Below are 15,907 nucleotides of genomic sequence, written 5' to 3'. Positions count from 1 at the left end.
GTACTCTGCGTACTGTCTTCGGCGTGCCGTCTTGTCTTATTTTAAATTGAAACGGCTACAAGTTTTTATCTCTAATTTTTCATTCTGTGTATGAAAAATTTTCATTATCTTGGTATTTCTTATGCTTTTTCCCTTGCCACCGCACGATAGCCAATATCTCGGCGGTAGAAACGCCCTTGCCAATGGATTTTTTCTGCTAAGGCAAGAGCTTTTTGTTGAGCGGCATACACGCTATCGCCTAAGGCAGTAACACATAATACACGACCGCCGTTGGTAATCAACTTATCGCCTTTTTGCTCAACACCAGCTAAAAAAACTTTTTCATTTTGTACCGCACTTTCCAGCCCTGTAATTTCATCGCCTTTGCGATAATCGCCCGGGTAACCTTCCGCTGCCAATACAATGCCTAATGCCGCTTGTTCGCACCATTGTGATTGATGTTGATCCAGTTTTTCATCACAGGCGGCTAAACAAAGTTCCACTAAGTCTGATTGTAAACGCAACATTATCGGCTGGGTTTCAGGATCACCAAAACGACAATTAAACTCAATCACTTTTGGCTGTCCATTTGGCATAATCATTAAACCAGCATACAAAAAGCCCGTATAAACATTGCCCTCTTGTGCCATACCTTGCACCGTTGGGTAAATCACTTCTTGCATAATGCGTTGATGAATATCAGGGGTAACCACTGGAGCTGGTGAATAAGCCCCCATTCCCCCAGTATTTAAGCCTGTATCTTGCTCGCCCACTCGCTTATGATCTTGACTGGTTGCCATAGGTTCTACGTTTTTGCCGTCAACCATCACAATAAAACTTGCCTCTTCGCCATCAAGAAATTCTTCAATCACCACACGACTTCCTGCCTCGCCAAAAGCATTACCTGAGAGCATATCACGCACCGCCTCTTCGGCTTCCGCCTCGGTCATTGCCACAATAACCCCTTTTCCAGCTGCTAAGCCATCGGCTTTAATCACAATAGGTGCGCCTTTTTGCTGAATATAAGCTAAAGCGGGTTCAATTTCGGTAAAATTGCGATATTCGGCGGTAGGAATTTGATGACGAGCTAAGAAATCTTTAGTAAAGGCTTTTGAACCCTCTAGTTGAGCCGCCGCTTTAGTTGGGCCAAAAATTTTCAACCCTGCTGCACGAAATGCGTCCACCACGCCTAACACCAAAGGCGCTTCTGGTCCAACAATGGTTAGATCAATCTGTTGTTGCTGAGCGAATTGTACCAAGCCCACAATATCTGTCGCTGAAATGGCGACATTTTCTACTTTTTCCTCTAAAGCTGTACCTGCATTGCCTGGGGCAACAAATACTTTGTCCGCTAACGGCGATTGCGCCACTTTCCACGCTAAGGCGTGTTCACGTCCGCCATTACCAATAATTAGAATATTCATTTTTTCTCCTTACAATCCGTTTTATCATTTAAAAGTGCGGTCATTTTCACCGCACTTTTTTTATACTTTTATTAATGACGGAAATGACGCATTCCCGTTAAAACCATTGCCATACCATGTTCATCGGCAGCATCAATCACTTCTTGATCACGCATTGAACCGCCCGGGTGAATTACACAGGTTACCCCCGCAGCAGCTGCGGCATCAATACCATCTCGGAAAGGGAAGAAAGCATCTGATGCCATTACCGTCCCTTTTACTTCTAACCCTTCGTCAGCGGCTTTAATTCCTGCAATTTTGGCGGAATAAACTCGGCTCATTTGCCCTGCCCCAATACCAATGGTTTGATTATTTTTAGCATACACAATGGCATTGGATTTCACATATTTTGCCACTTTCCAGCAAAATAATAAGTCTTGAAGTTCTTGCTCAGTAGGCTGACGTTTACTCACTACTTGCAAATCAGCAAGATCTACGGTGGCTAAGTCCGCATCTTGCACTAATAACCCGCCATTAACACGTTTAAAATCTAAACGTGCTTGACGTTGTTCCCATTCACCGCAAGCTAATAAACGGACATTTTTCTTACTTTTAACCACCGCTTGTGCCGCCTCGCTCACTGTTGGGGCGATAATCACTTCCACAAATTGACGCTCAATAATAGCTTTGGCTGTAGCCTCATCAAGCTCTCGATTAAAGGCAATAATACCGCCAAATGCTGAGGTTGGATCAGTTTGATAAGCACGCTCATAGGCTTGCAAAATATCTTGTCCTAGTGCGACACCACAAGGGTTAGCGTGTTTTACGATTACACAAGCAGGCTGTTCAAATTCTTTTACACATTCTAATGCTGCATCGGTATCGGCGATATTGTTGTAAGAAAGGGCTTTGCCTTGTAATTGTACCGCTGTGGCAACACTGGCTTCTGTCGGGTTTTGTTCCACATAAAAAGCGGCATTTTGATGACTATTTTCGCCATAACGCATAGTTTGTTTGCGAATAAAATTCAGGTTGATGGTACGAGGGAATTGTCCACATAGGGCATCTTGATCCTCTTCTTCCGCACGAAAATAAGGTTTAACTTTTTGTCCAAAATAATTGGCAATCATACTGTCATATTGTGCTGTATGCTCAAACGCCTTAATGGCTAAGTCAAAACGTGTGGCTAAGGTCAGGCTATTATGATGTTGATCCATTTCCGCTAAAATGGCAGGAAAATCTTGATTATTGACTACAATCGCCACGTCTTGATGATTTTTCGCAGCAGAACGCACCATAGTCGGCCCACCAATATCAATATTTTCCACTGCTTCAGCTAAGGAACAATCGGGTTTCGCTACTGTGGCAGCAAAAGGATAAAGATTGACTACCACCATATCAATGCCGTCAATCTGATGCTGTTGCATTACGTCATCGTCTGTACCTCGGCGACCTAAAATACCACCGTGAATTTTAGGGTGCAAGGTTTTCACCCGTCCGTCCATCATTTCTGGAAAACCTGTGTAATCCGACACTTCTGTTACGCTTAGCCCATTATCTGCTAGCAATTTTGCTGTACCGCCTGTGGAAAGTAATTTTACGCCACGTTCGGCGAGGCCTTGAGCAAATTCTACAATTCCTGTTTTATCAGATACGCTAAGTAAGGCTTGACGAATAGGACGATGTTGTTGCATTGAAAATTCCTTTGAGTAAAAAATAAATTGAATGAAAAATTGAACGCCGTATTATAACGCAAACGTTTGCTTTTATATAGCCCATATCAAGGGAAATTATCGTCTCCCACTTTAAAATATAGCCGTTTCAAATAAGAATAATATATCGTTGTCAGATCCTTTATATATTTATTGTATAAGGCAAATAACCCTCCCTTACCCCCTTAAAAAATCCCAGCCTGAGCTTAGAACGATAGAATAATTTTGGCTGTTTGAGCGTAGCGAGTTCCAAAATTATTCGTATATCGTTCTTAGCGAAAGGCTGGATAAGATTTTTTCTAGGGGGCGTGTTTCTTTGCCTACTTTCTTTACACGAGTAAAGAAAGTAGGTCGCACGAATGTGCGAAATACATTTGTGAAGTCGGAGAAATGAAAGTAAAAAATAATTCAAAAAACCAACCGCACTTTAACAATCTCAGCTTCCTTGTCTTATTCCCCTATAAAAAAGCCTGCTATTTTTAGCAGGCTAGCTAAAATCAGCCCCATATTCTTTCTATAAAGCCAGTTTGATGAGCAATAAATAATAGCGTAAAGGCGGTTAAATAAATCAAACCAATAATGGATAACCAAAATAAGCCCCCTTTTACACGGTGTTGCCCTTTTAACACTAAAGATAAATTTAAATAAGCAAAAACAGGTGTGGTAACAAAAGAACAAATCATCGCAAAATTCAACATAGTTGCCACATCACGCATAAAGAAGGTAATGATAATGATCCCCATTGCAGCCGCAAAGGTCATCCAAAGATTAAGTTGTTTTAATGAACCTTGTTTTTTATGAGTTAAAAGACGTAATGCTTCCGCATTAGCACGAGAATAGCCGTCAATAACCGTAATAGTTGTGCCAAACATACACATAAACGCAATAAAGGCAATTAATAATCTTGACCAATCACCAATAGCGTAAGCATACATTTTGATTAATTGGGCAATATATTTTACCCCTGCGGCCTCTACTTGCTCGCCAGAACCGTATTGCACAATCGCTCCTAAAGCAAGAAAAACTATCGCCAAAATTGCTGTACTAATATAGCCCACATTAAAATCAAATAAACCATCTTTATAGCTGATTGTGGCAAAGCGTTTTTTGGCGATTACCCACATGGAATTAATTGCTGAAATTTCTATGGGAGCAGGCATCCAACCCATTAATGCCACGATAAAAGCCAATGAAGCTAAATTCCAAGGCGAGGGTTCTACAAAATCAGGCATCATCGTACTGCCTTTTAAAGCGGCAATAATTACTGCACTAACGGTTGATACCGTTAAAGCAATCATAATCCATTTTGATAAACGGTCTAGTAAGCGATATTTCCCTAATAACAACATACCCCAAGTTACTGCAATCACAATGGTGCTCAGCTGTGGAATACTCAAATTAATTTGTTGAGGGAAAATAAAACTCAAAATCGCCGCTGTAACAATGCCCACGCCAGCCGTATTAATTGCTGTGGCAAAGACATTAAGAATAAAAAACACCCAAAGATAGGCTTTACCTTTTTCTTGATAGCCTTCTAATAAAGTTTTTCCTGTCATTAGGGTATATTGTGCCCCAAAACGAAAAAAGGGATACTTAAATAAATTCGCCAAAATAATGATGATCGCTAATTGCCAACCATAAATCGCCCCAGCTTGAGTTGAGGCAATAATATGCGAGCCACCCACCGCCGCCGATGCCATTAAAATACCGGGTCCCATTGCTTTAAATTTTGTTTGCCAAGTGGAAGTTGGCTGTGATTGTTCGCCCATAAATTCAATTCCTTAAAAATAAGTTACGCTAAAGGAACAAGATTTTAATCCCAAAACAGGCAAGAAAACAACATTTTATTTAATAAAAACAATGAATTAGAGTAAACTTAGAAGATTTTTGATAGGATAAAATGCTAAAAAGAATATGGATAAAGCCAATTTTATGCGATAAAAAAGCCCTAAAACAGGGCTATATTCTTTAAATAAATTATTTTTTGAATTTATTATCTAGGGCAAATGCACCGCCACCCACAAAGACAAAATAAAGGAAAACGAGGGAATATAACGCTGCTAACTCACCTTTATTAACCAGAGGTAAAAGTAAATTATCTGCTGAGGCGTGTATAAAGAAATAAGCATACGCCATTTGTCCTGACATCAAGAATGCCGCTGGACGTACAAATAAACCTAAAATTAACAATAAACCACCAATGATTTCAATGAGTCCACCTAATCCATACAGTGAAAAGAGTTCAACGCCTCCATTTCCACCAGTCATTGAAATAGGAAACTCAAAAAATTTGGCAGTACCATGTAATAAAAACATATAGCCCGCAATGATACGTAACAATGCAAGCAAATAAGGGGAATATTTATTCAATGAATTCATAATATGATCCTATGTAATAAAACAAACAATATAGTCGTCCCACTTTAAAATTATACGGCGTTGACACGCCTTGTCGTACTCTTTGTACTGTATTCGGCGTACCGCCTTGCCTGATTTTAAATTGAAACGGCTATACTTCCCTTATAGGGTTATAAGGAATTGGGGATCATAACGAAATTTAATGATTATAACAATATCTTAACAGTAAAATCATTTTTTACTTTGGGTAAATAATAACAGAGCAATTTGAGTTACAAGAGCGGTCGTTTTCCGAAAATTTATGCTAACTTACCTAATAATTCAACAAAAATCTTGAAACTCATTGTTCTTTTACCGCATTTTTCAGGCTAGTTATTCAACAAAAAACATTATATGATAATCGCCCTTTTATTTATTAAACAACCACATAATTTAGGAACGTGAATTTTGGAATACCGTCATTACATTATTATTGCTGTGGCGATTTTCGCTTTACAGTTTTTTATTTATATCACCGCACACACAATTTTTTGGCTATGGGCAGATAAACTCTCATTTAAAGCAAAACGTGCTACTGGCATTGGTCTTTACCTGCTATTTAACGGCATTATTGCCCTCACATTATTACGCATTTATCCGCCATTATTTAGAATAAGTGCAGGTTTATTAGTGCTATTGCTGTTTATTAGCTTTATCAGCTTATCTTGCCTTATCCTTTTTGGACTTGGTAAACGTTGGTTTAATCCGCATAAATTAAGCCTTACCCTCAAAATTGCTTACCCCTTCGCTTTAATCGGTTTGCTAAGTTTAAGCATTTATAATGCTTATACTCCCAAAATCATTCATTACAACATCACATTAAATAAACCGCTCAAACAACCATTAAGAATAGGTATGATAAGCGATTTGCATTTAGGCATATTGTTTGGAGCAAATCAGCTAGACAAATTAGCCGATATTATGCGGCAACAACAAGTTGATATTATTTTAATGCCGGGCGATATTATGGACGATAATGTTGATGCCTATTTAGCCCAAAATATGCAACCTCATCTCGCCAAACTTACCGCTCCGCTTGGCGTTTATGCCACTCTAGGTAATCACGATTTTTTTGGGCATGAACGAGCCATTTACCGAGAATTAAGCCAAGCAGGTATCAAGGTATTAAGAGATGAAAGCCTAAATATTCAAGATCAATTTGTCTTAATTGGCAGAAATGATGATTTAGTGCGTGATCGTCCGTCAACAGAGGCATTATTGCAACATGTGAATACTAATTTACCGATTATCTTATTGGATCATCGTCCAACAGAAATAACCCAACACGCCCAACTACCTATTGATATTCAGCTATCAGGACATACACACAAAGGACAAATTTTTCCAGCTAATTTGATTACCAAAATGATGTATGTGCTAGATTATGGCTACCAACAAATTAACCAAGGGCATTTTTTTGTTTCATCAGGCTACGGTTTCTGGGGAATTCCCATGCGTTTAGGCTCACAATCGGAAGTGTTGATTATTGATGTTAAGGGTAATAATATTTAGATAAGTTGATGTGGGTAAAATTAAGGTATTTTTCGGGGATTTGTCAATATATCTTTTGATTGTTTTAACAGAATATTGATATTTAATTGCAAGATCTTTATATATCAGCTTTCCTTGAGAATAATTAAACCAAATTTCAGTGGGATTTAATTTGTTTTGAAAGGTAAAAGTTTTATTACAATGATTGCATTTATAGCGTTGAATAGTATTTTCTTTCCATGTTTGTGGATTGAGTTATTTTGACAATATGGACAATTTTTTATTCATTTTCAAAGAAGTAGGTTAAAGCCTTGTAGTATAAGGCCTTAACCCATTTTTTTCTCCACATTTTTGTCCATTACACCATTTTTGTTTCCATTAAAAACTAAACAAAAACTTACCGCACTTGGTTAAATTAATTAAGTTATCCTTTCACCCCGCCTGCAGTTAATCCGCCGACTAACCAGCGTTGAGCGATTAAAAATACAATAGTGATAGGTAGGGCAGATAGTACTGCCGCGGCGGCAAAATCACCCCATAGGTAATTTTGTGCATATAGGTACTGTTGCATTCCTACTGCGAGCGTATAATTCTCTACATCACGCAATAACAGTGATGCTACTGGTACTTCGGTAATTGCTGCAATAAAGGATAGAATAAAAACGACAGCCAAAATAGGTACTGAGAGCGGAAGTAGAATTAAGCGGAAAGCTTGCCATGGTGTTGCTCCATCAAGTGATGCCGCCTCTTCCAATGAGGGATCAATAGTTTCAAAATAACCTTTAATCGTCCATACATGTAACGCAATTCCGCCGAGATAAGCAAAAATAACACCTGCGTGGGTATTTAAGCCTAAAAATGGAATATATTGTCCAAGTCGGTCAAATAGAGCATATAAGGCAACTAAAGAGAGTACTGCAGGAAACATTTGGAAAATAAGCATGGCTTGCAATAAGGTTTTTTTGCCTTTGAATTTCATACTAGCAAAAGCATAAGCACAAGTGGTAGAAAGGGCGACTATCCCCACTGCAGTGATAAATGCGACTTTAACTGAGTTCCATAACCATAATAAAACAGGAAAAGGTGGTGGGGTAACACTACCATCAGGATTAATCACTTCAAGTCCGAGAGCAAGTCGCCAATGTTCCCAAGAGATTTGTTGAGGAATAATATCGCCAATGGCAAGATTACCCGGGCGTAATGAGATACCAATGATCATCAGTAATGGAAACATAATCAGACTAATAAATAGAATTAATAATAGGTGCGTGGCGAGTAAGCGATAACGCATTGATTTTGGTTGTACCATTGCCATAATCTTGCTCCTTAGTCGAGTTTTAATTTGATTGATTTGAGGTTGAGTAATGCTAATCCACCTACCAATAAGAAAATAATGGTGGCGATAGCGGCGGCAAGCCCAAAATCCTGTGATCCACTGCCTTCAAATGCGATACGATAAGTGTAACTGACTAACAAATCCGTATAGCCGGCTGGTGTTGTTGTTCCTATCATATCAGGGCGACCATTGGTTAATAATTGAATTAAAACAAAATTATTAAAATTAAAGGCAAATGAAGCGATCATTAAAGGGGTAAGGGGTTTAATCAATAATGGAAAGGTGATTTTGCTGAAGTTTTGCCAAGTTGATGCACCGTCCATGGCAGAGGCTTCATATAAATCCGCTGGAATAGCTTTGAGTAATCCCATACAAAGGATCATCATATAAGGATAACCTAACCAAGTATTGACAATTAAGATCATAATTTTAGCTAATAAGGGATCATTAAACCATTCTGGACGGATACCAAAGAGCTGATGAAGAATAAGGTTAATTTCTCCAAAACTTTGGTTAAATAATCCTTTGAAAACCAAAATAGAGATAAAGGCGGGTACCGCATAAGGTAAAATAAGTAAGACACGATAAATCCCTTTACCTTGTAATGCTTCCCATTGCACAACAGAAGCAAGTACCATTCCTAAAATAACCGTAAAAACAACGGTTAAAAGAGAGAAAATCACTGTCCATACAAAAATTTGTAAGAAAGGTTTTTGGATGCCTTCATCAGTAAAAATTTTAATAAAATTTGCCCAACCAATACCTACGGTATAACCTGGTTCAAGGGTTGTTGCTTGCCAATGCCCTTGTTGATCAATGGCTTGGAAAAAACCAATGTGATCATTTGCTTGATAGCGTTCGCCTGTTTGGTTATTGGTTAGAATTTTATGGGTTTCATCATAATGATAACGAGCTTGTTGTTCGGAAAATTGGCGTAATGAACTCATCGTTAATTCATCGCCATTGGGTAATAACACAACCAGATTTTGCAAATAACTACGGTTTTGTGTGATAACCCGTAAAGGTTCTGCCGTTAAATTGGGTAATTGTTCTACGGCTTGAGCATAAATTGGTGTTTCACTGAGATCAGCAATATTGGCTAGGTAATATTGCCCTGTGGTAGTATTTTCTAAGCCGAGTTGATATTGTTGTGGTGTAACGGCGTAGAGTTTAAAGTTGAATTTATCGCCAGTAAAATCCTGCTGTTGTAATAACACCGCTAATGCTCGTTCATAGCTGAGTTGGTTCGTACCACTGTAATTAGTAAAAGCAATGGCAATAGTCGCAATGAGTGGGAACAGGATAAAAATAAACATTCCCATAATGCCCGGGTAAAGATAGCGATAACTGTATGTTTTTTTATTCGCAAAAACATACACACCAGAAGTAATAACAATTAAGGTTAGTATGCCAAATAAGTATTCGCCTTGTAGATACATTAAAATGATTAAATATAAATCAATAAATAATATTAAACTGATTACCGCATATTTTAACCATTGTTGATATTTTGTTAATTTTGTGGCTTGTTGCATGGGACACCTCTTTCCAAAAACAAACGACATTTATCTATATACAGAGCTTTATCGCCCCGTATGTGAATTTATAGTCGTCCCACTTTAAAATAATACGGCGTTGGTACGCCTTGCCGTATTCTTTATACTGTCTTCGACGTACCGCCTTGTTTTATTTGAAACGACTATACTATTGTTTTTCAATGCGAGCTTTGGCATCATCAAGTGCTTGTTGCACAGTTTGACGCTTATTTACAGCATTAATAATGGCACTTCTTTCGGCGTACCAAAAAGCGGTCATTTGTGGAATATTTGGCATAATTTCACCATGTTGAGCATTTTCCATAGTAGCGGCAATGCGAGGATCTTTTGCCAACTCCGCTTGATAAGATTTTAAGGCAACAGCCCCTAAAGGTTTATCTTTATTTACGGTAGCCAATCCCTCATCAGTGAGTAAATAATGCTCTAAAAATTCAATAGCAAGATCCTTATTTGGGCTAGCAGCATTGATCCCTGCACTTAACACCCCTACAAAAGGTTTAGAAGGTTGCCCATTGAGGGTAGGTAAAACGGCAACGCCATAGTTAATACCACTTTTTTCAATATTACCCCATGACCAAGGCCCATTAATGGTCAATGCCGTTTCCCCTTTATTAAAGCTGGCTTCGGCAATGGCATAATCCATGTCGGCGTTAATCACGTTATTATTCACCATATCTACTACAAATTGTAAGCCACGTTGCGATCCTGCATTGTTTACCCCAATATCATTAATATCATAACGTCCATTAACATATTTGAAAGCATAACCACCATCAGCGGCAATAATCGGCCAAGTGAAATAAGGTTCAGCTAAATTCCACATAACAATATTTTGTTTGTTTGCTTTAAATTGTGGTGCAAGTTGTACTATTTCTTCCCAAGTTTTTGGTGGGGTGGATAATAAATCTTTATTATAAATTAATGATAAGGCTTCAATGGCTACGGGATAACCAATAATTTTGCCATTGTAAGTTTGTGCATCCCAAGCGAAATCAACAAATTTCTCTTTGAATTGTTGAGAAGGGTGTAATTCTGCTAATAATCCTGATTGAGCATAACCGCCAAAGCGATCATGTGCCCAAAAAATAATATCTGGACCATCACCCGTAGCGGCAAGTTGAGGATATTTTTCTTCCAATTTATCAGGGTGTTCAACTAATACACTAATGCCTGTATCCTGCTCAAATTTCTTACCGACTTCAGCTAAGCCGTTATAACCTTTATCACCATTGATCCAAATGGTTAATTTACCCTCTTCCAATTTAGCCAATGCTGATGATGTTGAAAGGATTAAACTGCCGATGACAGTGAAAGCTAAGGTAGTTAATTTAGGTTTCATAATATTACTCCTGCTGAAAGATTAAGGGAAAAATGATCGCCTTTTAGGCTTGCTAATGAGTATGGCATTGAATGCAATCATATTCATCATACCACCCTCTACGCCCACTCCAAATAGAATGTGATCTCTATCACAAATTTTGCTAAAAACACAGGGTTTATTCACCTCGTTGAGATAAAAATGAGAAATAGATCACAAAAAAATCCGCTAAAATGCCAATATTCTGGCGAAATTGGGTTGAGTAATAAATTTTATCTAATCCCATAAATTTAAGCGAAAGAATGATTTCATTTGATTTAAATTTCTGCACTATATCGTCAAAGCCTAAGCGATATAGTGAATAAGCAAAGACAACATGGAGAATTTTTTATGGCAGATGTTTTACTAAAAAATGTATGTAAATCTTATGGCGATATTCATATATCCAAAGATATTAACTTAACCATTAAAGAGGGTGAATTTGTAGTTTTTGTTGGACCATCTGGTTGTGGCAAATCCACATTACTGAGAATGATCGCAGGTTTAGAAGATATTACTTCAGGGGATCTCTTTATTGGTGAGCAACGTATGAACGAAGTAGAGCCAGCTAAACGAGGGATTGGTATGGTGTTCCAATCTTACGCTTTATATCCCCATTTAAATGTGGCAGAAAATATGTCCTTTGGTTTGAAATTAGCTGGCGTTAAAAAAGCAGAACGAGAGCAAAAGGTCAATCATGTGGCTGAAATTTTGCAATTAGCCCATTTACTGGATCGTAAACCCAAAGCCTTATCAGGCGGGCAACGACAACGAGTGGCAATTGGGCGGACGTTAGTTTCACAACCTGAAGTTTTTCTACTTGATGAACCACTTTCTAATCTTGATGCGGCATTACGAGTGCAAATGCGTGTAGAAATCTCTAAATTACATAAACGCTTAAAACGCACAATGATCTATGTAACCCATGATCAAACCGAGGCAATGACCTTAGCCGATAAAATTGTGGTATTACAGGCCGGCGGTATTGCTCAAGTAGGCAAACCTTTAGAGCTTTATCATTATCCTGCCAATCGTTTTGTGGCAGGTTTTATTGGCTCTCCGAAAATGAACTTTTTGCCTGTGCGTGTTACCGCAGTGGAAAAACAACAAGTACAAATTGAACTTCCTGATGCCAATCATCATCGTTTTTGGATACCTGTTGATGGTACTGGTGTAAAAGTTGGTGAAACCATGTCGTTAGGTATTCGCCCAGAACATCTTATTCCCTCTAATCAAGCAAAAGTCAGTTTGAAAGGGGAGGTGCAAGTGGTGGAATTATTGGGTAATGAAAGCCAGATTCATTTAAGCATTCCCGAAATAAAACAGCCCTCGTTTATTTATCGCCAACCAGATACGATGTTGGTACAAGAAGGGGAAACCATTGACATTGGTATTGTGCCAGAACGTTGTCATTTATTTAAAGAAAATGGCGAGGCTTGTCAGCGATTATATCGGGAAATTGGTGTATAACAATGTTCAAGACTGCCGTTTATGCTTGAACATATCTTGATAAACACAACAAAAAAGAGGTTTATTATGAACAATAAAAAAACATTATTAGCCATAGCAATAACCAGTGCGTTAGTGGCAGTTCAAGCAACAGCAGTGGATTTTCATGGTTACGCACGTTCAGGTATTGGTTGGACATCAGGCAATGGTGAACAAAAAGCCTTTACTGTAAATGGTGGTAGTGCTAAATACCGTTTAGGTAATGAAGCAGAAACCTATGCTGAACTCAAACTTGGTCAAGAATTATATCAAAATGGTAATAAATCCATTTATTTAGACAGCAATATTGCTTATTCCGTCAATCAACAAGGAGATTGGGAAGCAACGTCCCCTGCTTTAAGGGAAATTAATGTACAGTTTAAAAACTTTTCTGATTTATTACCTAATTCTACCTTATGGGCAGGTAAGCGCTTTTACCAACGTCATGATGTCCATATGAACGACTTTTATTACTGGGATATTTCTGGTCCCGGTGCAGGGATAGAAAATATTGATTTAGGTTTTGCCAAATTATCTATTGCGGTAACCCGTAATACTGAGGCTGGTGGTGCTTATTCTTGGTCATATAATCCAGCCACAAATAGTTGGGTATCAACCGAAGATAAAGATGTCTATAACGATGTTTTTGATGTGCGTTTAGCGGATATTAAAGTGAGCGAAAATGGGCGACTAGAGCTTGGGGTAGATTATGGACGAGCCCATACCGATCAAGGAGTAACCTTAGCAGATCAGGCTTCTAAAAATGGTTATATGCTTACCGCAGAACATACCCTAAGCAATTTCTTTGGTGGCTTTAATAAATTTGTTGTGCAATATGCCACAGATTCAATGACATCTTGGAGTACAGGACATTCACAAGGCAGTCGTATTGATAATAAAGGGCATATGCTACGCTTAATCAATCATGGTGTGGTGCAATTTTCCGATAAAGTGGAAAGTATGTATGCCTTAATTTACGAAAAAACAGACTTGGATAATAAACAAGGTAAAACTTGGTATTCCGCAGGTGTTAGACCAATGTATAAATGGACAGAAACCATGAGTTCTCTTGCTGAGGTCAGTTATGATGTGATAAAAGATCAAGCGACAAGTAAGAAAAATGATTTAGTTAAATTGACCCTCGCCCAACAATGGCAAGCAGGAAATAGCATTTGGGCAAGACCAGCCATTCGTGTATTCGGCACTTATGTTCACTGGAATGATAAATTTGATCAGGCATATCGCACAGATGCAGGTTACAAAGCCAAAGACAGTGAATTTATTGTTGGGGTACAAATGGAAGCTTGGTGGTAAACATTTATAGCCGTCAATTTATAGTCGTTCCACTTTAAAGTGATACAGTGTTGGTACGCCTCGCCGTACTACTTGTACTGTCTTCGGCGTACCGCCTTGTCTCATTTTAAATCGAAACGACTATAAAATAAAACAGTGGAAAGACTATATTGGCGAGCAATAGCTCGCCAAGGTCATCATGCATTTAGGGGGCAAAAATGAAAAAAGGATTATTTCTCACATTATTTTTGATGAGTATTCATAGTATTTCAATAGCAACGCCACAAATTGCGATTCAAACGTTACAACAACTTGATTGGCAAACTATTTCCTTGGCACAATCAACACAAACAACATTAACCGCTCAACATCGGCAACGATTTACCGAAAAATTTGCGGGTATTGCAAGCCCGGTAGCGGCATATCGCCTGCCAGCCAATCAAGGCAGTTTACATATTGAGATCGATAGCTTGATTGTAAATGATCAGGTATTTATTCCCAATGTAATGGTTTTTGACAGCCATTTTAACCCTGCAACACAATATCCTGCTAGCACATTTAAGTTCCAAGGCGAGCGAGGACTAAGCGACAATCGTTTTAGCGCAGAACTTAATCTAACCCCAACGCCTAATCAAGATGATATTTACCTGTTGATCTATACTACTGCACAAGATTTAGCACAAACAACCACAATCCCTCACCCCGCTAAAACCTATGCCAAAGCGATGGGAAATCAACCACCAGCGATTAATGATCTTAAGATTAAACATAGCTTAAACGGTAAAATTACAATAAAAGTAAGTAACGAACAAACAACACGTTTTATCGGGTTAGATAAGCTGTTTTCGTCCGCGAATAAGAATGCAGCAATACTAAGCTCAGTAACACCAACACAAAATCCTCAAGCAATAAATATTTCGGTGGATAAAGATACCGAAAATTATTTTAATCAGGCAGTAACAAAAGCTCTCAAAGCTGGCGATATTAATAAAGCCATGAATTTAGTTAATGAAGCGGAGAAACTGGGATTAACCAGTCCAAGACAGCGGTTTTTACAAGGGGTATCTACCAAATACCCCCCCCAATAAATATTATGGTCGTTTCAAACTAGAATAAGACAAAGCAGTACACCAAAGACAACGTACTGACACTGCATTATTTTAAAGTGAGACGACTATACTTATTTACTACACACCACATTGCGTAAGAAACTAACTTGCTGTTTAGCGTAGTTTAGGGCGTTTTGTTTGCCTTGTTGCTGTTCATCTTGCTCAATTTGTTGGCGTAGATGAGGATCCTTTAGGCTGAATTCTGAGCGGTAATTAAAATGGCTTGGCTCTTGTTGTTGGCTAAGCGTGGCACTGATTAAACTGGTAAAAAATTGTTGTGGGGTAGCGTAGTAATTACTGCTTGCCTCAAGTTTTACCCCCTGTTTTTTCCGTTGAAAACTATGGCAAATGCCTTGCTCCGCAGTAAAGCGATTATGGCTAATCCGCCCTTGGGCAAATTGGTAAACCTCAAATTGCTTTGCCTTGCCCAGTTGAGTTAAAGCAGTTTTATCATAGGGATTAATGGATTGCTGTCCCTGTTGTAAGATAATGCGTATATATTGGTTATTGCCTACTGCAAGCAGATAAATATCGCCTAAGTTCACATATTCAGCAGGATTGCCAAACACCTTTTGTTGTAAAGCCTCGCCTTGTGCTTGTTGTAAATCAGCCTTGGCTTGTTGGGTAAAGGTTAAGGCTTGGTTATTGCCGTTTATATCTTTATAAGTTATCCATTTCAGCTCGGATTGCGTGGTTGTACAAGCCATTAAGCCCATAGTAAGACTAAGTGCGGTCAGTTTTTTTAACATTTTTTCTCTCGTTTGGTATGTTTTGCCATAGAGATAA

At 38.5% G+C, this 15,907-nt stretch carries 12 protein-coding genes; 4 read left to right on the top strand and 8 right to left on the bottom strand.

Going from position 1 to position 15,907, the window contains the following annotated elements; all coding sequences use genetic code 11:
* Nucleotides 1–119: 119 nt before the first annotated feature.
* The 4 genes from purD to A6A20_RS04620 form a co-directional block, all read right to left on the bottom strand.
* Nucleotides 120–1,403, bottom strand: coding sequence for a phosphoribosylamine--glycine ligase (purD, locus tag A6A20_RS04635; protein WP_279572365.1), 1,284 nt, complete (start codon nt 1,401–1,403; stop codon nt 120–122).
* 71 nt (nt 1,404–1,474) lie between these two features.
* Nucleotides 1,475–3,076, bottom strand: a complete 1,602-nt coding sequence (purH, locus tag A6A20_RS04630; RefSeq protein WP_279572364.1) for a bifunctional phosphoribosylaminoimidazolecarboxamide formyltransferase/IMP cyclohydrolase — start codon at nt 3,074–3,076, stop codon at nt 1,475–1,477.
* A gap of 515 nt (nt 3,077–3,591) precedes the next feature.
* Entirely contained in the window at nt 3,592–4,863 is a 1,272-nt protein-coding gene (locus A6A20_RS04625; protein ID WP_279572363.1) for an NRAMP family divalent metal transporter, read from the bottom strand.
* A gap of 208 nt (nt 4,864–5,071) precedes the next feature.
* A complete protein-coding gene (locus A6A20_RS04620) occupies nt 5,072–5,473 on the bottom strand; it encodes a DoxX family protein (RefSeq protein ID WP_279572362.1) in 402 nt (133 codons plus the stop codon).
* 426 nt (nt 5,474–5,899) lie between these two features.
* Between A6A20_RS04620 and A6A20_RS04615 the strand changes: the two genes are divergently transcribed.
* Nucleotides 5,900–7,003 carry a metallophosphoesterase gene (locus A6A20_RS04615; protein WP_279572361.1) on the top strand — a complete coding sequence of 368 codons (1,104 nt, stop codon included), beginning with the start codon at nt 5,900–5,902 and terminating at the stop codon, nt 7,001–7,003.
* 403 nt (nt 7,004–7,406) lie between these two features.
* Here the strand turns inward: A6A20_RS04615 and malG are convergent, their stop codons facing one another.
* The 3 genes from malG to malE form a co-directional block, all read right to left on the bottom strand.
* Nucleotides 7,407–8,297 (bottom strand): maltose ABC transporter permease MalG, encoded by an 891-nt coding sequence (gene malG / locus A6A20_RS04610; RefSeq protein ID WP_279572360.1) that lies wholly within the window; start codon nt 8,295–8,297, stop codon nt 7,407–7,409.
* Nucleotides 8,298–8,308: 11 nt separating this feature from the next.
* Complete coding sequence (gene malF, locus A6A20_RS04605; protein ID WP_279572359.1) at nt 8,309–9,853, bottom strand: maltose ABC transporter permease MalF; 1,545 nt, start codon at nt 9,851–9,853, stop codon at nt 8,309–8,311.
* 169 nt (nt 9,854–10,022) lie between these two features.
* On the bottom strand, nt 10,023–11,213 hold the full coding sequence (gene malE, locus A6A20_RS04600; protein WP_279572358.1) for a maltose/maltodextrin ABC transporter substrate-binding protein MalE: 1,191 nt from the start codon (nt 11,211–11,213) through the stop codon (nt 10,023–10,025).
* A 369-nt stretch (nt 11,214–11,582) separates the two neighbouring features.
* Between malE and malK the strand changes: the two genes are divergently transcribed.
* The 3 genes from malK to malM all read left to right on the top strand — a co-directional run bounded on the left by malK (nt 11,583) and on the right by malM (nt 15,100).
* The gene (malK, locus tag A6A20_RS04595) at nt 11,583–12,701 is read left to right on the top strand and encodes a maltose/maltodextrin ABC transporter ATP-binding protein MalK (RefSeq protein ID WP_279572357.1); all 1,119 of its coding nucleotides are present in this window, start codon (nt 11,583–11,585) and stop codon (nt 12,699–12,701) included.
* Nucleotides 12,702–12,767: 66 nt separating this feature from the next.
* Nucleotides 12,768–14,033 carry a maltoporin gene (locus A6A20_RS04590; RefSeq protein ID WP_279572356.1) on the top strand — a complete coding sequence of 422 codons (1,266 nt, stop codon included), beginning with the start codon at nt 12,768–12,770 and terminating at the stop codon, nt 14,031–14,033.
* 197 nt (nt 14,034–14,230) lie between these two features.
* Nucleotides 14,231–15,100: a maltose operon protein MalM gene (gene malM / locus A6A20_RS04585; RefSeq protein WP_279572355.1), complete on the top strand. Its 870-nt coding sequence runs from the start codon at nt 14,231–14,233 to the stop codon at nt 15,098–15,100.
* Nucleotides 15,101–15,192: 92 nt separating this feature from the next.
* Here the strand turns inward: malM and A6A20_RS04580 are convergent, their stop codons facing one another.
* Nucleotides 15,193–15,870, bottom strand: coding sequence for a DUF8095 domain-containing protein (locus A6A20_RS04580; protein ID WP_279572354.1), 678 nt, complete (start codon nt 15,868–15,870; stop codon nt 15,193–15,195).
* Nucleotides 15,871–15,907: the final 37 nt, after the last annotated feature.

Origin of the sequence: Volucribacter amazonae, from assembly GCF_029783845.1 — a bacterium.
In the GTDB taxonomy this organism is placed as follows: domain Bacteria; phylum Pseudomonadota; class Gammaproteobacteria; order Enterobacterales; family Pasteurellaceae; genus Volucribacter; species Volucribacter amazonae.
The sequence above is the reverse complement of the archived record's forward strand: the minus strand, read 5'-3'. Positions and strand labels throughout refer to the sequence as shown.